Consider the following 18,503-nt stretch of genomic DNA (forward strand, 5'->3'; position numbering starts at 1 on the left):
TTTATAAAATAGATGATAATAACGGCGCTAAGCCTTTAAAATCACTACGTAGTAGTATGACAAATATGATACAACTACAGATATTAAAAACAAATATTGCTCTATATGAGCATTGTAACCGCAAAGTACCTCTGACATGAACCAAAATAAACATCACATTGCAGATGTCGCTATTATAGGTAGCGGCGCAGCAGGCTTATCACTTGCATTATCTCTAGCTAATTATTGTAACGTTACCGTGATCAGTAAAGGAGCGCTTACCGAAGGTTCTACTTTGTATGCCCAAGGCGGTATAGCTGCTGTATTTGATAAACAAAACGACAGCATAGAATCTCATGTTGAAGATACACTCGATGCAGGCGGCGGTTTATGCGATAGAGACGCTGTTCATTATACCGCCAGCAATGCCCACGATTGCCTACAGTGGTTAATCGACCAAGGCGTACCCTTTGATATGGAGTTTGATAGCAAAGGAAAAGAGCGTTTTCACTTAACACGTGAAGGTGGTCACAGCCATCGTCGTATATTGCATGCAGCCGATGCAACAGGCAAAGCGGTGCAAACAACACTTATCAGCCAAGTTAAAATTCATAAAAATATAACGCTTTTAGAGCAATACAACGCCATTGATTTAATCACAGATAAAAGCGCCGGAAAAACAGGCTCACACATTGAAGGCATGTATGTGTGGAACAAAAAAGCTAAAAAGGTAGAAACCATCTCAGCTAAATTTGTTGCTCTTGCAACCGGTGGTGCAAGTAAAGTGTATTTATATACATCCAATCCAGACGTATCAAGTGGTGATGGTATTGCAATGGCTTGGCGTGCAGGTTGTAAAGTTGCCAACATGGAATTTAATCAATTTCATCCAACAAGCCTTTATCATCCAGAGCTACAAAACTTTTTAATTACCGAAGCCATGCGCGGTGAAGGGGCTTATTTAAAACGCCCAGATGGCACTCGGTTTATGAAAGACTTTGATAGCCGTGAAGAGCTTGCTCCACGCGATATAGTGGCACGCGCAATCGATTTTGAAATGAAGCGCTTAGGCGCCAATTGTGTTTATTTAGATATTAGCCACAAAGATAAAGACTTTATTATTGAGCACTTTCCTACTATTTACGCAAAATGCTTAAGTGTAGGCCTCGATATAACGAAAGAAGCAATCCCAGTTGTGCCTGCTGCGCATTACACCTGTGGTGGTGTAATGACTGACTTTAACGGCAAAACAGATCTCGATAACTTATATGCTGTAGGTGAAGTTGCTTACACAGGCTTACATGGTGCAAACCGTATGGCAAGTAATTCACTATTAGAGTGCATTGTATTTGCCCACGCTGCAGCTAAAGATATTTTAAGTAAAATTGAACATGCACCAGAGCCGATAGCGCTTCCTCATTGGGATGAGAGCCGTGTTAGTAACTCAGATGAAGAAATTGTTATTACCCATAACTGGCATGAACTACGTTTATTTATGTGGGATTATGTAGGTATTGTACGCTCTACTAAACGCTTAGAACGAGCACTGCATAGAGTTGAGTTGCTACAGCAAGAAATACACGATTACTATGCAAACTTTAGAGTAAGTAACAACTTACTTGAGCTTCGTAATTTAGTGCAAGTATCAGAGCTAATTATTAGAAGTGCTATGGAGCGAAAAGAAAGCAGAGGCTTGCATTACACTATTGATTACCCTGAACAAAGTGAAAACCCAACGCCGACTATTTTGACTCCAAAACGCAATTAATTGCGCCGACAGTGGCACGTTTTAGACGCGCATAACTTTGCTCATTAACGCCATTGGCTGAAATTATAAGCCAATGGTTGTTACTAAAACCTTTAATATGAAGCCATATATTATTACCATAAAATCGGCTTTTGTTACTTATTTCACCCTGAATTTTTAAGCTCTCGCCCTCAAATCTAAATAACTTTGGTTCTAATATTATAATGCCCTCATGTGGGTGAATTGCTAATACTTTGCGCCACATTATCAAGCCAGCTAGTGCATTTATTATTAAACAAAAAAGCATGGCTAATAGTGAATCTAAAAATAAACATAATATAAAACTAAGTATACAAAAAAAGACCACAATTGGTTTGTGGTCAGCTTTATTATTTGTAACCGTAAACCTATACACGAACTCGGTCTAAGATCAGCGAAACCATACCGTTTAACTGCTCGTCTTTACATTCTTCATGACCCATAAACCATGCAAATAAGTCAGGGTCTTCTTCTGTTAGCAAACGCTGAAAGATAGCCTGTTGCTCTGCGCTCAAAGAGTCGTATGCTTCTTCTACAAACGGCATAAACAAAACATCTAGCTCTAACATGCCACGACGACAAGCCCAACGAATACGTGCTTTACTATGAATTTCAACCATTTTAAACCTCATACTTAATTGACTCGAGTTTAACAAACACAAGCCTATTTAGCAGCTATTAATCTCTCATTAAATAATAAACCCACACCAATAAGCGCTTGTCTGTACCATACGTAACAACTGCGTTATTATGTCACTTCATTTATATTGCAAAGAAGGTTTTTATGTCGAGCGTTTATGCATGTCCGTTATCTCATCAACTTATTAGCCTCTGCGGTGCTGATAAATTATCTTATTTGCACGGACAAATCACTCAAGATCTAAATAAATTAACCAGCAGTAATTATTTGTGGGCTGGCCATTGCAGCGCCAAAGGTAAACTTTGGGGTGTATTTAAATTATTTTCTTACCAAGATAGCTACTACCTTGCGGGTAGCCAAGCTGAAGTTGAGAAATCATTAGCTGAACTTAAAAAATACGCTGTATTTGCAAAAGTTGATATTACTGAATGCTCAAAGCGTTTAATTGGTTTAATTGGTGATGATTTATCTGATGTACTGGCACAACTTGATATTAGCTTTGAAGGCGATGCAAGCGCGTGTGATTTTACGAATGGTAAAGCGCTAAAATTAGCTGATAACCGTGTTTTAATAATGGTTGATAACCAATTTAGCATGCCTGATAACGTATCCACACTTGATAACGAAGCCCCTTGGCAACAAGCAGCGATGCTTGCCGGTGAGCCTCAGCTAAGTGCAGATGCAATTGGCGAGTACGTTCCTCAAATGGTAAACCTACATGCTATTGGCGGTATAAGTTTCAAAAAAGGGTGTTATACAGGTCAAGAAACCGTAGCCCGTATGAAGTACCTTGGTAAAAATAAACGTGCAATGTATATCGTTTCGGGGCAAAGCGAAGGGATTCTTTCAGAGCCTGATTTAGAAACCCAATTAGGCGAAAATTGGCGCCGTGCAGGTAAACTTATTGCACAAAGTTTTGATGAGCAAACAAATAAATTAACAGGCCTCGTTGTGTTGCCAAACGATACTGATGTAACTCAGGTACTTCGTGCAAAACACACACCTCAGGTGGAGCTAAGCATTCTGCCTCTACCCTACTCTCTTGAAGATGAATAAATAGGAATGACTATGATCGTTGCGGCAAACAAAGTGGTAAAAATGCATTATTCAGTAATGGATAATGATGGCAATAGCATTGATAACTCGTTCGGTGGTGAGCCACTACACTTTATCATTGGCACAGGCTATTTAATTTCAGGCCTAGAAAATGCTTTGCTGGGCAAGCAACCAGGCGACACGCTTAGCGTAAAGGTTGAACCTGAAGAAGGTTACGGCGAGCGCCACGAAAACCTAATGCAAGCAGTACCTAAATCAATGTTTGAAGGTATGGAAATTGAAGTTGGCATGCAATTTCGTGCATCAACAGATGATGGTGACCAATCAGTAATGATCATCGATATTCAAGATGAAGAAGTGATTGTAGATGGTAATAACCCACTTGCAGGTATAACACTTAACTTTGATGTAGAAATACTAGAAGTACGTGATGCTACAGAAGATGAATTAACTCACGGCCACGTACATGGCGAAGGTGGGTGTGGCCACGACCACTAATGCACTGCTAAACAGATAAAAAAAGCGCCTTAGGCGCTTTTTTTATATCATATTGTTACGCTTAACCGTTTCAGCTTTTGGCTTACTAGGCAGCGCGATAGATACGTTTTTTTCTTTTAAAGCAGCTAGTAAACCTTTTTGATCGTTTGTACCAACTCTATACAAGGTGCCATCTTTGAGCGTTAACTGTATTGCACTAAAGCCAGATACTGTATATACCCAACCATCATGAGTAATTCGCATACCAATACCGTGCCTGTAAGAGTTTTGAACTGCTTTTGCTTCTGCTACTTCGCTAAGCTCAATACTTTGCCCAGCAACGCCTGGACCAAACGCCCAGCTAATATTTTTATCATCTACTTTTACTGTTAGGCCATGGAACAAAAAGCCCACCAGCACTAAAATCCCAGTAAATATTATTAAAGGTCCATCAGCGCCTAACAAGTTCCACGCAAGCGCCACAAAACCGCCAATCCACGCTAATACAAAAAAGATAAACACCGCATACTGTTTATGCTGATACATAATATTCTCTAAATTAAATAAATACTTAAAAGCTGTATACCAATGTAGCACTCAGCTCTGAGTCAAACTTGAGTTTATCATCTTCGGGTTTTGAATTATAACGATACATATAGGTAAATTTGAGTGATACCGCGCCAATCACTTGGCTTATCAGTGCGGTTTCCGATTTTAAGCGAGAATTAAGACCTGAAAGCGACTGCTCTATACTCACATCTTGATTAAAACGAGTACGCTTAGAGACCAAACGTTCCCACTGCATTGCAACACGTACTAAATAACCGGTTTTATCAATTTCATCTTCGCTCACATCCGAATCTTCATCGGCGACTGAACGGTATAAACCAGGTCCTATATCAATATCTACTTTGTTTTTAGAGCCTTGATATACACGCGCACCATAGCCTGTCGCCACCGTGCTTTTAAAATCAAGTCCACTAAACTCATCTTCTTCGTAATCACCGTAAATAAAAAATGAGGAGTTTTTAACACCTACTTTATAGTTACCTTGCGCTGATACAAAAATACGATTAGCAGTAACATCAGTGCCACCGCTTTCATCGTTTTCATCACGCTTATAAAGAGAGTCTATTTTAAATTGATTACGCCACTTTTCAAAATCTTGGTATAAATTACCTTTGAGCTTAAAACTGGTCGAATTGGTGTTACCTTTACTTAGAATAAAACCAAATTCAGTATCACCGTAAAGCATATCACCTTTGTGTAACTCATGAATTTCTTCATCAGAGAGCTTGCCATATTCATGAAAATCTTCAAATGGATCAACAGCCCAACTTGGGCAGCTAATTATTAAAAAAATTAAAAATAAATACTTACGCACAACACTCTCTCTGCACACAATTATAAAAATAAGCGGTATTGCTTATTCACTCTCTTTCCATAAAATATGACAAAACGGAGCATCTTTATCACGACTAATCAAAATTTTAGCAAACAAAACATCATCATTTTCAAATTCTAAACCAACTAGCACCTGAATAAAGTGCTCTGGCTCTATCTCAAGGGCAACAAAATCTTGCCACTGATCGTCTGGCTCGTCTTCTTCAATAAAGCCTAGGTCTTCTCTAAACTCATTAAAGTCTTCAACATCTTTATCACTCAAGTTATTTGGCGCTAGCTCTAAAAAAATATCATAAGCTTGGTGAGTAGCTTCTTCTACCGTATATAAACGTGGACCCGACATATGTGCTTAACCTTAAGCTTTTAAGTTGCGCTATATTATCAAATCTCATCATCATTTTGATAAAAAAAAGCGTAAAACACTGACTTTTTTGTAACTGAGTCATGCTTTATTCAGCATGCAGCTCAAACAATAAATAACAATTTAACTAACCCATTGAATATCAAGATTACTTTTTTAATTTAAGCTTAAAATAACAACGTAAAAAATTTTATTATCTCAAGTTCTAATTGTTTAGCTTTTTCTCATCTAAATCTAACCCTTTAAGACTACAGCTTTAGCAATAAATTCCATTTATTTAAAAAATACCGTCACTTTACTTAATTCTTATAACAACATAAGCTCAACTAACAGGTCAGAGGAGTGTGTAATGATAAAACTAGAAAAACAAAATGGCATTGCAACCGTCACGCTTAGCAGAGCAAAAAAACAAAACGCATTAAGCTTTGAAATGTTTGTAGAGCTAAACAAAGCCATTAAAAACATAAAAAGAGATCGCAGTATTCGTGCTGTAGTAATAAAAGGCGATGGCGAGCATTTTTGTGCAGGGCTTGATATATCAGCCGTAATGGCGGTACCACTGAATATTATAAAATTATTGCTTAAATGGTTACCTGGCAATCAAAATTTAGCGCAAAAAGTAGTATTAGGCTGGCAGTCACTGAGTGTGCCCGTTATTGCACAAATTGATGGCAACTGTTTAGGCGGAGGATTACAAATAGCACTGGGTGCCGATTACAGGATTGTTCATATTGATGCCAAGCTTGCCATTATGGAAGCGCGTTGGGGCTTGTGCCCCGATATGGGCGCCAATGTAATGATGAGCGGTTTAGTTAAGCGTGACCAAGCACTTTGGCTTGCCAGCCACGCAAACCCAATCACAGCACAACAAGCAAATGAGCTAGGTTTAGTTACTCAGCTTACCGATGATACTCAACAAGCCACGCAAAACATGCTCAATACATTACTTGAGCGCTCACCCGATACGCTTGCTGCTATTAAACGTGTTACACAACTTAGCTACAAACCAAACCAACGAAAAATACTCGCTAAAGAAACCTTCAGCCAAATTCGCTTATTGCTAAACCCAAACACTAAAAAAGCAATTGCTAAAGCAAAAGGAAAAGCGGATATAACCTACGTAAATACAAAGCATTGGTAGACTATTGCACAATGCATAAAAGAGTTTGATTTGTTAAAGTTAAGCTCTTATCTTTTCTGTGAGCCACTTTGATGAAATATCTGCTCAGTAGCGCTATTATTTTACTATGTTTAGCCAGCGCTAAACTCATTATGCACTTTATTGGTGGAAGCTTTCCTGCACCGTTACTCGCTATGGTTATTTTATTAGTTTTACTCTTATCGGGTATTGTAAAAGAGCAACATGTAAAACCATGCGCCTCCCCTATTTTAAATATTATGCCTATCTTTTTCATTCCAGCGGGTGTGGGATTTATTGAGCATCTCGGCCTTATAAAATCGCACTGGGCATTTTTAGCCTCAGTTGTGGTGCTTGTTCCTATAACTACCTTATTGCTTGTTAGCAGTGTAATTGCGTACTTTAAGGGAAAAGAAAATAATGACTAATCTTACTTTTTCCGCTATTTCAGAGCTACAACCTAATTTATGGTGGCTAAGTATTCCTTTTATTATTGTATTATTTTTAGCGCTAAGGGCCGTAAACCAAAGTATAAAAAGCAGCGTATTTAAATCGCTCACCAACCCCGTATTTTTAAGTATTAGTATTATTGCTTTATTACTCGTTAATCTAAATTTGCCTTATACGCAATTTGCCACGCACAGCAAATTACTAAGCTGGTTATTAGAGCCCGCAATTGTGGCTCTAGCGCTTCCTTTATATCAGCAGTTTACACACGTACGAAAAAATCTATTACTTATAGTCGCAACATGTAGCTTAGGCATTGTTAACGCAACCGTTGTGGCATTTTTGCTAAGCATATTATTTAATTCGCCAGCGCAGCTAAGTGCATCTGTTGCCGCACTCAGTGTGACGACCCCAATATCTTTAATTGTTACCGACTCGTTAGGAGGGATTAGCTCACTTGCCGCGGCTTTAGTTATTTTTATTGGTTTACTAGGCGCTTTATTTGGTTTTATGCTTTTTAAACTCATTAATATTTTTAATCACGAATCTCAAGGCGTTGCCATGGGCACAGCCTGCCATGCAATTGGGACAGCTGCTGCTATTGCTGAGCATCCAAAAGTAGGCGCTTACTCATCAGTTGCAATGGCACTAAGTGCTTTATTAACAGCGATTATAGTGCCGCTGTTATATCCATTTTTAGTCAACATTTTGCTATAGTTGGAAAAATACAACATAGCCCTAACATAGAGCGCTTTATGATCAGTTCTGAAATCGAACAGTTTGAAAAATATTACACCATGCTTACTGAGTATATGGTTACCTACAGTATGCAAATTGTTGGCGCTATTTTTATCGTCCTCATTGGTTTGTGGATAGCACAAAAGCTTGCCAAATTTGTAGCCGCGTTAATGACCCGCCATAACGTTGATATTACGCTCACAAACTTTGTCAGTAGCGTGGTAAAAGTACTGCTCATTGTAATGGTTATAATTATTGCACTTGGCAAAATAGGTATCAGCGTTACGCCATTTGTAGCAGCCATTGGTGCTGCATCTTTAGGTGCTGGTTTAGCGCTGCAAGGAATGCTTTCTAATTATGGTGCAGGCCTTGCCATTATAGCCACGCGACCTTTTGTTGTTGGTGATACTATTGAAGTTAAAAATGTAAGCGGCCAAGTTAAAACAATTGAGCTTGGCTACACTATTTTAATCAATGAAGAAAAAGTAGAAATCACCATTCCAAATAAGCACATAGTGGGTGAAATACTTCATAACTCATTTAGTTACTCATTGGTCAAAGGTGAAATAGATATAGCTTATAGTGCATGCTCTGATAACGCGATTAGCCTCATTGAAGACGTACTTAAAGCACATGAATTAGTCGCACAAAATCCGTTATCACAAGTGGGTATTGAACGCTTCGCCGATAGCGGTGTTACAATAAGCTACCGATATTGGGTGCCTACTACTAAAATTATCGAAACCAAACTGGCTATTAACGGTGGTGTTTATAAAGCAATTAATAACGCTGATATTGAAATTCCATTCCCTCAACGCGTCATTACAATTAACAAAGCCGACCTAGAAAGCTAATTTATTTTTATTTTGAGCTTGCATATCTGCAAGCTCATCCTTTACTACCCCCCTCTGCTCAGAATAAACTCAAATAGTTGTGTTATAGATTTATTTGCCATATAAATAGTGTTAATAAATATCAATACGCACTTAATTTTAATAATAAAAAAACAATAATGAGTAATGATGATGCGCAACCCCTTCTACCTAGGCGATTGGCAAGTAACACCTTCAACTAACTCAATTCAACTCACTGGTAAAGCCAAACAGTTAGAGCCCAAAGCGATGGAGGTTTTATTGCATTTGTGTCAACAAAATGGCGACATTGTAAGCAGCGATGAATTGCTCAATAAATGCTGGAAAAATACTGATATTGGCGATAATCCATTACATAAAACTATCACTCAGCTAAGAAAAGCGCTCGGTGATAAAGCCAATGAACCACATTATATTGAAACTATCCGTAAACGTGGCTACCGCATTATTGCAAAATTATCTTTTCCGTTAGCAGATCCTATCCCAAGCACTAAAAGTACATGGCAGGGAGGATCCCCTTTCTTAGGCCTGCGTGCATATAACCCAAATGATACCCACGTTTTTTTTGGCCGTACCCAATCTATAGCTACCCTGCTGGAAAGGATATCTAGCCAGGTAAATTACGGTCGTGCTTTTTGCTTAATACTTGGCCCTAGTGGTACAGGTAAATCCTCGCTTGTTAATGCTGGAATTTTACCAAAACTGCTAGATGAGCGAGGCTATAATGGCATCGGTGTTATTTCCTACACCCAGATCGACTTTGCAGATGTGCATAAAAATAGACTTTTTCTAGACTTAGCTTCTGCATTACTTGATTGGGATATAAACGACCAGCCTGTGTTTGAAGGATTAAGCGCGCAAACACTTGCAGAGCAACTAGAATTGGCAATAGATGGCGTAATTAACGCCATACAAGCTGCACTTAGTAAAGCCTCTACAAAACTTAAAACACCCCAGTTATTTTTATTTATTGACCGCTTAGAAGTACTGCTTTCTTCTCCTATATTTAGTAGCGAAACACGCAGCCATTTTTTATCGGTTATTGAACGCTTAGCAATCTCTAAAGCTGTGATTGTATTTAGTGCGTGTCGTAACGACTTTTATCCTTTAGTGGTTGAACAACCAAGTTTAATGGCAGGCAAAGCTCATGGCGCGCACTACGATTTAACACCGCCAAACCGCCAAGAACTCCAACAAATTATTCGCCTGCCAGCGTTAACCGCTAATTTAACGTTCTCCAATGACCCACAAACTCAAACACCACTGGATGAAATATTGTGCGCCGATACCGCCAATAACCCCGATGCATTGCCCATGCTGCAATATACATTGCAAGAGCTGTACTTACAGCGCAGTGATAATAACGAGCTACTGCACAGTGTTTACAAAAAACTCGGGGGTATTGAGGGCGCCATAGGCAAAAAAGCAGAAGATATATTTATTGACCTTAGTAATGAGCAACAGCAGCAACTAAAAAGCGTATTATCACAACTGATCACTTTAAACCCAGATGGTAAAACCATTACGAGCCGCGCTGCCCGCTGGCAAACATTAACCAACACAAGCCAAAAAGAGCTTGTGCAAGCCATGGTCGATAGCCGTTTATTTGTATCGCATTTACAAAACCAAGAAGCCTGTTTTAGCCTTGCTCACGAGGCATTATTGCGTCAATGGCCGCGCGCAAAACAATGGATTAATGACCATAAAGATGCCTTAGCAATAAAAAGTCGTTTACAACATCAAACACAAAATTGGGTAGATGAAGGTAAAAGTAGTGCTTACCTCCTAGCGCCAGGTAAACCACTTCAAGAAGCGCAGCTATTACTTAACGACAAACTGTTTAAATTAGATGATAACGAGCATGCTCTTATCAAAAGCTCTGTAAAAAAAATAAAAACAAAAATAAGAGCAAAACGAGTGACCGTTGCTTTATTGTGCTTACTTACATTTACCGCGTTATTAATGAGCTTCACTAGTTTTAAAGCCCAACAACATGCGCAAAAAAAACAGCTTGAGGCCGAAAGCTTACTGGGGTTTATGGTCGGCGACTTTGCCGATAAATTACGTAGCGTTGAACGTATGGACTTACTTGATGGTATTAGTAATAAAGCACTTGAGTATTTTACTGATCAAACTGACGATTCAAGTTCACTTTTTAGCTTTAGCGATAATAAAGCACAATTTAACAACCGTTTTCAGTACGCACAAACCCTCGAAGCAATGGGTGAAGTAGCTTATTCGCGCGGCAAAACCGATGAAGCCTTTACCGCCTTTGAAAACGCCCGCACCCGCCTTGAGGCATTATTAAAAATACAGCCTAACAACTTAGAGCTACTAACGCTTGCAGGTGCCAATGCCTTTTGGCTTGGTCAATTAGCTTATGATCAAAATGATCATCAAGCTACTGAGCAAATGTTTAAAAAATACCACGCTTACAGTAAAAAAATGTATGCGCTGGCAGCCAATGATTTTAACTCCATTATGGAATTATCGTATTCATCTAATTCTTTAGGTTCTTTATACATAGAAAAATCCAACTACAGCGCTGCAAAAAAGAACTTTGCAGAGTCACTTTTGCTTAAAAATAAAGCGCTTGAACTGAAACCCAATAACAAAGATTTACTTCGAGATAAATCCGATACGATTAGTTGGCTTGCAAAAACAGAAGAGAAGCTAAGTAACTTTAATGAAGCAGTTAATATATTGGAAGGTGCAGTTGGCGTAATCACAAAATTGATTGCTAACTACCCTAGTGATGCAAGCCTTTTTTACACGTCAGCAAACCTATATATGCAACAAAGTTATTTACTGAGCTATTTGAGTGATAAACGGATGGCCCATAAAAAAGCCAGCTTGGCTAATCAAGTTATCAATGAAGCTTTAGTACAAGATCCAAAAAACAATAAATTTCAGCTTATGTATTATCGCTCTTTAGCACATTCACTAATGCTATCTACTGATGAAGCTACTGACTCAACAATTGAAAAAATAATTAATTTTTTAAAATCTCAAAATTTTAAAAATACCAGCACTATTAATACACAAATTACACTGATTCAATATTTTATAAATAGACAATCACCACTCAAAGCGCAGGAGTTATTAACTGAGCTTGAGAATAATGAAAACTACAAACATCAATTAGCCAGCCTAACTAAAACTGGTGATTACTTAGTATATACAAGAATAAACTTAATCAAAGCAAACTTAGCTACAACTAATAAACAGCGAGAGCAATTTTGCTTAAGTGCTATCAAAGCAATTTCTGAAGCTGCAAAAATAAGTCAGAGCGTAAAAATAACATACCCACTAGTACAAGCTTATACCTGTTTAAACAGAGAAGACGAGATATCAGAAATAAAAACAAGCCTAGTTAAATTAGGCATTACGAACTTCCAACTATAATTACTCATAAAGGAAATGATATGAATAACACCCTAGAAAATGTCGACTTTCAAGTAAATATTGAACTTAACAACGGTGAAGCTATTTTTAGCTATACAAAAAATGGCGAACCCGCTACTGGCGGTGGTGTTGTAAGAACTGAAACCGCTGGCAACTACAATTTAGACGATGCCACAATTCAAAATGGTTTCGTATTTACTGGCGCTACTATCACCAATATCGACACACAAAAACCATGCGCCCAAGACTTCAGCTATAAAGTAAGTGACAACGGCCACACAATTATCATTACCGACACAGATGAAAATAATGGCTCTGTATGCTTAATCTTTAACGTTGAGTGCAATGGCAATAAATATGAAAGCGCTGATCCTCAAGTTAAGAATGAAAAAGAACTCTAATTAGTAATGCTTATTTTTAAATTGCACAGGCATATTAATTGCGGTGTAATTTATTTAAAAACGCCCCTTAAATAAACATAAATAACAACAACTTAAATCAGAAGGTTACCGAAAGGTTTAAAAACGATAAATTGAATAAACTGCTAGACATAAAGTTTCATTAACAATAAAAATGAGCAACACCATGTCTAACAATAATGAAAATAGCAAAGCAAACAACACCGACAGCGCTGTATCTGCATTAATCAGCAGCATTTCTAATACCGTTAACAATGAAAAAATAAGCGCAATTATTAATGTCACTAATGTCATGGCCGATGCTATTTTTATTGTTAATGCAGATGGGGTGTTTGAATCAGTAAATCCCGTAGCAGCACGTTTTTTCAATGTAACGTCTGATTCATTAATAGGTAAAAAATGGCAAGATTGTTTACAAGAACAGTATCGCGATGACTATAAATACATGTTTGAAAGTTGGAAAAACAACTATCAAACACCACTCAATCATGGTCCGAAAGAAGTTAAAATAAGAAAAAACAATGGTAACTGTTTAGATGTTGAGTTATCTATATCATGTTTACCCGAATCGGTAGTCGCAAGTACCCCACTTTTTATTTGTATAATGCATGATATTTCAAAGCACGTTAAAAAATACAAAGTACTGGAAAACGTAGCCAGACTTGATCATCTCACTGGTATTGCTAATCGCTGTACTTTAGAAAAAACCATCATTAAAAATTGGCAAGAGTGCATAGTTAACAAGCAGCCTCTTAGCTTTATACTTATTGATATTGATTACTTTAAATTATTTAACGATAACTTTGGCCATGTAAAAGGTGATAAGTGCCTTCAAAAAGTCGCTCGTACAATTGAAGAGTGCTTACCATCTAAAGACAGTTTAGTAGCACGCTATGGTGGTGAGGAGTTTGCTGTTGTGCTGCCTCGTTCGCACATTTCAAATGCACAAATGATTGCTAAGCGTATTCAAGAAAAAATACTCAACATTAATTTTAGAGATCTCGGTTTACCAGCGAATGTAAAAATAAGTGTAAGTCAGGGTTTAGCGTGTGAATACAATAATCAATACAGAACATCTGAGGCATTAATATGCGCGGCGGATACTGCCTTATACAGAGCGAAGTCGGAAGGTCGTAATAAATTATGTATAAGGTGATGTACTAACTATTTGGTATAGCATTTATCTACTAAAATAAAAAAACCGCAATTGCGGTTTTTTTATGACTTGAGAAAAGCTTAAATATCGATTAACAATCCTTCATCCTTTTTAATCTTTTCGATCACCATATAAGTATGATGAGTACCCACGCCGGGAATATCTACTAAGTCGCCAAGAACTTGTCTATATTCTTCCATATTAGAAACGCGAATTTTTAATAAGTAATCATAACCACCAGCAACCATGTCACATTCGACTACTTGTTCTATCCTTAATATGTGCTCTCTAAATACTTTAAATACAGCTGTATTTGAAGCAACAAGCGATACTTGAACATGCGCTACTAAGCTCTGATTAAGTTTAGCTTCGCTAAGCTTGGCATAATAGCCTTCAATATACCCTTCTTGCTCTAATCGTTTAACCCGATCTAGGCACGGGCTGGCACTCAAATTAACCTGTTTTGCGAGGTTAACATTAGAAATTCTGCCGTTCTTTTGAAGAACGTCTAGTATGGCTAAATCAATGCGATCTAGCATGCGTAATCTATTTGGAATTGTCATAACAGAATTTTATGCGGATAAGTTAAATTAATACCCTGTAAATTATCGTAAATCGCGAAATTTAACCAGCATATTCTGCTGAATTTTAATTAGAATGCACTCACAATATCACTGGTAATTTATTGGTAATTAATTTTACTTTAATTCTTAACATCCTGAGGGTTGCTTATGTTATTCAACGGCGATTTAACTACTACTTGTCCTATCAGACAAAGAATCCGTGACTTTTACCGCATAGATGAAAATGCAGTTATTGATCATATTTTACCGCTTGCAGAAGTAGGCGTAAAAGCACGAAGTCGTGCCTGGGAAAGAGCCCGCCAGATTGTTTTGAACATTCGTAAAGAGCAAGATGGGCAAGGCGGTGTTGATGCGCTTTTAAATGAATTTTCACTCTCTAGTGAAGAAGGCGTTGTATTAATGTGTTTGGCCGAAGCACTGCTTCGCGTACCAGATAAAGCAACTCAAGATGTACTTATTCGTGACAAATTAGCCAAAGGTGATTGGAGCTCTCATTTAGGAAGCAGCGATTCTTTATTTGTAAACGCATCTTCTTGGGGATTATTAGTTACCGGTAAAATGGTTAACTACACAGACAAAACTAAAGAACAACAGTTCGGCATGCTTAAAAAGACCATTGGTCGTTTAGGTGAGCCAGTTATTCGTAAGTCTGTAAACTTTGCTATGAAAATTATGGGCAAGCAATTCGTAATGGGTCGTACCATTGACGAAGCAATTGAACGTGCAGCCGAAACAGAGCAAAAAGGTTATGTGTATTCTTACGATATGCTAGGCGAAGGCGCGCGCACAATGAAAGATGCGAAGCGTTACTTTGACAGCTACATGAATGCTATACACTCAATTGGTAAAGCGGCTAATGGTCGTGGTCCAATTAAGAGCCCTGGCATTTCAGTTAAGCTTTCTGCTATTCATCCGCGCTATGAGTTCACTCATAAAGACCGTGTGATGGAAGAAATAGTCCCTAAGTTAAAAGAACTTGCTCTTGCCGCTAAAAAATACGATATCGGCTTTACCGTTGATGCAGAAGAAGCAGACCGTTTAGATATTTCATTAGATGTAATTGAAGCGGTATTCAGTGATGAAGATCTTGGTGATTGGCAAGGATTTGGCTTAGCGGTTCAAGCGTATCAAAAACGCGCTATTTTTGTAATTGAATGGCTAACTGACCTTGCAACCCGCGTTGGTCGCAAGATGATGGTACGTCTAGTTAAAGGCGCATACTGGGATACTGAAATCAAAACCACACAGCAAGATGGTTTAGATCACTACCCAGTATTTACCCGTAAAGCAACAACAGACGTTTCTTACAAAGCGTGTGCTATTAAAATGCTTGAAGCGCGCGATGTGCTTTATCCGCAATTTGCTACACATAACGCTTACACTGCCGCAACTATTTTAGAAGTAGCCAAAGGCGACAACACAGGTTTCGAATTTCAACGTTTGCACGGTATGGGTGAGTCATTATTCGACCAAATCGTTAACGAAGAAAAAATTCAATGCCGCGTGTATGCCCCAGTTGGTCAACACGAAGACCTCCTTGCGTACCTCGTTCGTCGTTTGTTAGAAAATGGTGCTAACTCATCATTTGTAAACGCCATTGTAGATACAACAAAACCTGTTGAATCACTACTACCAGACCCTGTAGAAACATTGCAAGGCTTGCGTAACAAGTACAATACGCAAATCAAAATGCCAATTGATTTATACGGTGAAGAACGTGCTAACTCTAAAGGCATGGATTTAACCGACATTAACGTTATTACCCCTTTTAAAGAGAATCTTGAAACATGGTTTAACGAGCACTTAATTGAGCAAAGCCAAGTACCTGAAGGCTCATTAGCTGTTAAAAACCCAGCAAATCACAAAGAAATCATTGGCCACGTTAAATTGCAAACTGGCGAAGAGATGAAAGTATTACTGGCTAACGCTGAAGCTGCACTTGAGTCATGGTCACAAACACCAGTAAGAGAGCGAGCTAACTTACTGCGTCGAGTTGCTGATATCTTAGAGCGTCATCACGACGAACTTGTTGCTATCTGTATTAAAGAAGCAGGTAAAGTAGCGCAAGATGGTATTGATGAAGTACGTGAAGCGGTTGATTTTTGCCGTTACTACGCGGCGCGCGCTGAGGAGCTATCGCAAGATGAGCGTTTTGAAGCCCGTGGCGTTATTTTATGTATTAGCCCGTGGAACTTCCCGCTTGCAATATTCTTAGGCCAAGTTGCCGCTGCGATTGTTACAGGTAACACTGTAATTGCAAAGCCTGCTGAGCAAACAAGTTTAATCGCCCTTCGTGCTATTGAACTAATGTTGTCTGTTGGTTTACCTGAGCATGTTGTTCAACCGGTTATTGCTCGTGGTTCAGAAGTAGGCAAAACAATTGTTCCTGATGAGCGCATTCAAGCGGTTATGTTTACAGGCTCTACTGAAACAGGCACATTAATTTCTCAAACACTTGCTGCACGTAACGATATTCAAGTACCGTTAATTGCAGAAACAGGTGGCCAAAACTGTATGATTGTTGACTCAACGGCGCTTCCTGAGCAAGTAGTTGACGATGTGATCAGTTCTGGTTTTCAAAGTGCTGGGCAACGTTGTTCTGCTCTTCGTGTTTTATTCATTCAAGATGACGTAGCAGATGGCATTATCGAAATGCTTAAAGGTGCGCTAGCTGAGTTACACATTGGCGATCCATCGTTACTATCAACTGATGTTGGTCCTGTAATTGATGAAAAAGCACTTAAAAACTTAAATGAGCACGTTGAGTACTTAAAAGGTAATTCTATACTTCATTACGAGTGTAAAATTCCGGATAACACGCAAAATGGCGCATACTTTTTTGCTCCTCGTTTATACGAAATCAAAGACTTATCAGTACTTAAGCGTGAAGTATTTGGCCCATGTGTTCATATTGTTCGCTTTAAATCGAGCGAACTTGATGATGTGATGGATCAAATTAACAACACAGGTTATGGCTTAACAATGGGTGTACATTCACGTATTGAAGAGCGCTGTGAGTACCTTGCTAAAATGTCACGTGCGGGTAATGTTTACATTAACCGAAACATGATTGGTGCTATTGTTGGTGTGCAACCATTTGGTGGCCGTGGTTTATCAGGTACTGGCCCTAAAGCCGGTGGCCCTAACTACCTTCAACGTTTAGTAAAAGAAAAAGCATCACCAGATAACGTGCAAATGACAAACCTGACGCCAGATGAGCTTGATTTACACCACTACAGCGGTGCAAATGAGCAAGTTAAAAAGCTAATGGCTAACTCAATGCGCGATGAAAAAATCTGGCGTGCAACACCACTAAACGACCGAGTTTCGGCTGTACGTCAGTTGCTTGCTAAAATCGCGACGGTAGAAATTATCGACGATTTAGCAGACGATTTAGCATTAACATTATCAGAAGCTCGTGCACAGCTTAACCGCCTTGAAAAGCACATGCGTAAATTTACTACCCTGCCAGGGCCAACGGGTGAGTCTAATACACTTCATCTAGAAGCGCGTGGTTGTGTAGTGTGTTATGCAGATAAGAGCACATCATTTAACTTCTGGGCATTGTCTATCATTACCGCTATTGCCGCAGGTAATACGGTAATTACTGTAGCGTCTGAGCTGTTTTACGATGAAGCTGTTGCCTTTAAAGATAAATTTATCTCTACAGGTGTTGCTGAAGGTGTTTTCCAAGTAGCTAAACCTAATCAGTTACAAGCTATCTTAGCTCACCCTCATTTAGCTGGTGCGGTAGTTGCCGCTCGCTCGTCTCGTTTAGGCTACTTCAGCCAACAGCTTGCACAGCGTAAAGGCGCAATTTTACCGGTAATTAGCTCTGAGTATTACGATACATTAATCAAACGTCTTATTACTGAAAAAACAATCAGTATTGATACAACAGCATCAGGTGGTAACACATCACTAATGACGCTTGTTGAAGATGATGAATAATTAAGCTAATAGTTTTTCACTAAAAAATAAAAAAAGGCACTGTAAAGTGCCTTTTTTATTTGGTCGTTACGTATAAGTTTGTTAGTTTAA

The 18,503-nt window shown here is 38.6% G+C and carries 17 protein-coding genes; 11 read left to right on the forward strand and 6 right to left on the reverse strand.

Annotation, left to right across the window (positions count from 1 at the left end; genetic code table 11):
* The first annotated feature begins 136 nt into the window (after positions 1 to 136).
* Positions 137 to 1,747 carry an L-aspartate oxidase gene (gene nadB, locus H5117_RS08375; protein WP_154903488.1) on the forward strand — a complete coding sequence of 537 codons (1,611 nt, stop codon included), beginning with the start codon at positions 137 to 139 and terminating at the stop codon, positions 1,745 to 1,747.
* Here the strand turns inward: nadB and H5117_RS20665 are convergent.
* Both H5117_RS20665 and H5117_RS08380 read right to left on the reverse strand, forming a co-directional pair.
* Complete coding sequence (locus H5117_RS20665) at positions 1,722 to 2,078, reverse strand: hypothetical protein (protein WP_223231626.1); 357 nt, start codon at positions 2,076 to 2,078, stop codon at positions 1,722 to 1,724. The genes nadB and H5117_RS20665 overlap by 26 nt on opposite strands.
* Positions 2,079 to 2,133: 55 nt before the next feature.
* Positions 2,134 to 2,385 (reverse strand): succinate dehydrogenase assembly factor 2, encoded by a 252-nt coding sequence (locus H5117_RS08380; protein WP_002958724.1) that lies wholly within the window; start codon positions 2,383 to 2,385, stop codon positions 2,134 to 2,136.
* Between the two features lie 164 nt (positions 2,386 to 2,549).
* Between H5117_RS08380 and H5117_RS08385 the strand changes: the two genes are divergently transcribed.
* Positions 2,550 to 3,461: a folate-binding protein YgfZ gene (locus H5117_RS08385; RefSeq protein WP_002958725.1), complete on the forward strand. Its 912-nt coding sequence runs from the start codon at positions 2,550 to 2,552 to the stop codon at positions 3,459 to 3,461.
* A gap of 12 nt (positions 3,462 to 3,473) precedes the next feature.
* Entirely contained in the window at positions 3,474 to 3,959 is a 486-nt protein-coding gene (locus tag H5117_RS08390; RefSeq protein WP_002958726.1) for a peptidylprolyl isomerase, read from the forward strand.
* 42 nt (positions 3,960 to 4,001) lie between these two features.
* Here the strand turns inward: H5117_RS08390 and H5117_RS08395 are convergent, their stop codons facing one another.
* From H5117_RS08395 to H5117_RS08405, 3 genes are read right to left on the reverse strand one after another with little or no spacing between them, the layout of a single operon-like run.
* A complete protein-coding gene (locus H5117_RS08395; protein ID WP_002958727.1) occupies positions 4,002 to 4,484 on the reverse strand; it encodes a hypothetical protein in 483 nt (160 codons plus the stop codon).
* 25 nt (positions 4,485 to 4,509) lie between these two features.
* On the reverse strand, positions 4,510 to 5,322 hold the full coding sequence (locus H5117_RS08400) for a DUF481 domain-containing protein (RefSeq protein ID WP_024597159.1): 813 nt from the start codon (positions 5,320 to 5,322) through the stop codon (positions 4,510 to 4,512).
* A gap of 42 nt (positions 5,323 to 5,364) precedes the next feature.
* Positions 5,365 to 5,685, reverse strand: coding sequence for an HI1450 family dsDNA-mimic protein (locus H5117_RS08405; RefSeq protein ID WP_002958729.1), 321 nt, complete (start codon positions 5,683 to 5,685; stop codon positions 5,365 to 5,367).
* A 367-nt stretch (positions 5,686 to 6,052) separates the two neighbouring features.
* Here H5117_RS08405 and H5117_RS08410 point away from each other — a divergent pair, with 367 nt between their 5' ends.
* From H5117_RS08410 to H5117_RS08440, 7 genes are all read left to right on the forward strand, one after another.
* Entirely contained in the window at positions 6,053 to 6,844 is a 792-nt protein-coding gene (locus H5117_RS08410; RefSeq protein ID WP_182737218.1) for a crotonase/enoyl-CoA hydratase family protein, read from the forward strand.
* A gap of 71 nt (positions 6,845 to 6,915) precedes the next feature.
* Positions 6,916 to 7,269: a CidA/LrgA family protein gene (locus H5117_RS08415; RefSeq protein ID WP_182723985.1), complete on the forward strand. Its 354-nt coding sequence runs from the start codon at positions 6,916 to 6,918 to the stop codon at positions 7,267 to 7,269.
* The gene (locus H5117_RS08420) at positions 7,262 to 8,005 is read left to right on the forward strand and encodes an LrgB family protein (protein WP_182693411.1); all 744 of its coding nucleotides are present in this window, start codon (positions 7,262 to 7,264) and stop codon (positions 8,003 to 8,005) included. Before H5117_RS08415 ends, H5117_RS08420 begins: the two co-directional genes overlap by 8 nt.
* A gap of 38 nt (positions 8,006 to 8,043) precedes the next feature.
* Positions 8,044 to 8,880 carry a mechanosensitive ion channel family protein gene (locus H5117_RS08425; protein ID WP_002958733.1) on the forward strand — a complete coding sequence of 279 codons (837 nt, stop codon included), beginning with the start codon at positions 8,044 to 8,046 and terminating at the stop codon, positions 8,878 to 8,880.
* 168 nt (positions 8,881 to 9,048) lie between these two features.
* Positions 9,049 to 12,303 carry a winged helix-turn-helix domain-containing protein gene (locus H5117_RS08430; protein ID WP_182737224.1) on the forward strand — a complete coding sequence of 1,085 codons (3,255 nt, stop codon included), beginning with the start codon at positions 9,049 to 9,051 and terminating at the stop codon, positions 12,301 to 12,303.
* Between the two features lie 20 nt (positions 12,304 to 12,323).
* A complete protein-coding gene (locus H5117_RS08435) occupies positions 12,324 to 12,704 on the forward strand; it encodes a DP-EP family protein (RefSeq protein WP_165723569.1) in 381 nt (126 codons plus the stop codon).
* Between the two features lie 184 nt (positions 12,705 to 12,888).
* Entirely contained in the window at positions 12,889 to 13,878 is a 990-nt protein-coding gene (locus H5117_RS08440; protein WP_182696568.1) for a sensor domain-containing diguanylate cyclase, read from the forward strand.
* 80 nt (positions 13,879 to 13,958) lie between these two features.
* Here the strand turns inward: H5117_RS08440 and H5117_RS08445 are convergent, their stop codons facing one another.
* Positions 13,959 to 14,441, reverse strand: a complete 483-nt coding sequence (locus H5117_RS08445; RefSeq protein WP_024596882.1) for a winged helix-turn-helix transcriptional regulator — start codon at positions 14,439 to 14,441, stop codon at positions 13,959 to 13,961.
* Between the two features lie 168 nt (positions 14,442 to 14,609).
* Here H5117_RS08445 and putA point away from each other — a divergent pair, with 168 nt between their 5' ends.
* A complete protein-coding gene (gene putA, locus H5117_RS08450) occupies positions 14,610 to 18,413 on the forward strand; it encodes a bifunctional proline dehydrogenase/L-glutamate gamma-semialdehyde dehydrogenase PutA (RefSeq protein WP_024596881.1) in 3,804 nt (1,267 codons plus the stop codon).
* The last annotated feature ends 90 nt before the right edge of the window (positions 18,414 to 18,503 follow it).

Origin of the sequence: Pseudoalteromonas sp. SG45-1 (assembly GCF_014164135.1) — a bacterium.
Lineage (GTDB): Bacteria > Pseudomonadota > Gammaproteobacteria > Enterobacterales > Alteromonadaceae > Pseudoalteromonas > Pseudoalteromonas distincta.

What these genes read in the sequence shown, in the direction of transcription:
- nadB (WP_154903488.1), top strand. Translation starts at nt 137, where the DNA reads ATGAACCAAAATAAACATCACATTGCAGATGTCGCTATTATAGGTAGC.
- H5117_RS08380 (WP_002958724.1), bottom strand. Translation starts at nt 2,385, where the DNA reads ATGGTTGAAATTCATAGTAAAGCACGTATTCGTTGGGCTTGTCGTCGT.
- H5117_RS08385 (WP_002958725.1), top strand. Translation starts at nt 2,550, where the DNA reads ATGTCGAGCGTTTATGCATGTCCGTTATCTCATCAACTTATTAGCCTC.
- H5117_RS08390 (WP_002958726.1), top strand. Translation starts at nt 3,474, where the DNA reads ATGATCGTTGCGGCAAACAAAGTGGTAAAAATGCATTATTCAGTAATG.
- H5117_RS08395 (WP_002958727.1), bottom strand. Translation starts at nt 4,484, where the DNA reads ATGTATCAGCATAAACAGTATGCGGTGTTTATCTTTTTTGTATTAGCG.
- H5117_RS08405 (WP_002958729.1), bottom strand. Translation starts at nt 5,685, where the DNA reads ATGTCGGGTCCACGTTTATATACGGTAGAAGAAGCTACTCACCAAGCT.
- H5117_RS08410 (WP_182737218.1), top strand. Translation starts at nt 6,053, where the DNA reads ATGATAAAACTAGAAAAACAAAATGGCATTGCAACCGTCACGCTTAGC.
- H5117_RS08415 (WP_182723985.1), top strand. Translation starts at nt 6,916, where the DNA reads ATGAAATATCTGCTCAGTAGCGCTATTATTTTACTATGTTTAGCCAGC.
- H5117_RS08420 (WP_182693411.1), top strand. Translation starts at nt 7,262, where the DNA reads ATGACTAATCTTACTTTTTCCGCTATTTCAGAGCTACAACCTAATTTA.
- H5117_RS08425 (WP_002958733.1), top strand. Translation starts at nt 8,044, where the DNA reads ATGATCAGTTCTGAAATCGAACAGTTTGAAAAATATTACACCATGCTT.
- H5117_RS08430 (WP_182737224.1), top strand. Translation starts at nt 9,049, where the DNA reads ATGATGCGCAACCCCTTCTACCTAGGCGATTGGCAAGTAACACCTTCA.
- H5117_RS08435 (WP_165723569.1), top strand. Translation starts at nt 12,324, where the DNA reads ATGAATAACACCCTAGAAAATGTCGACTTTCAAGTAAATATTGAACTT.
- H5117_RS08440 (WP_182696568.1), top strand. Translation starts at nt 12,889, where the DNA reads ATGTCTAACAATAATGAAAATAGCAAAGCAAACAACACCGACAGCGCT.
- H5117_RS08445 (WP_024596882.1), bottom strand. Translation starts at nt 14,441, where the DNA reads ATGACAATTCCAAATAGATTACGCATGCTAGATCGCATTGATTTAGCC.
- putA (WP_024596881.1), top strand. Translation starts at nt 14,610, where the DNA reads ATGTTATTCAACGGCGATTTAACTACTACTTGTCCTATCAGACAAAGA.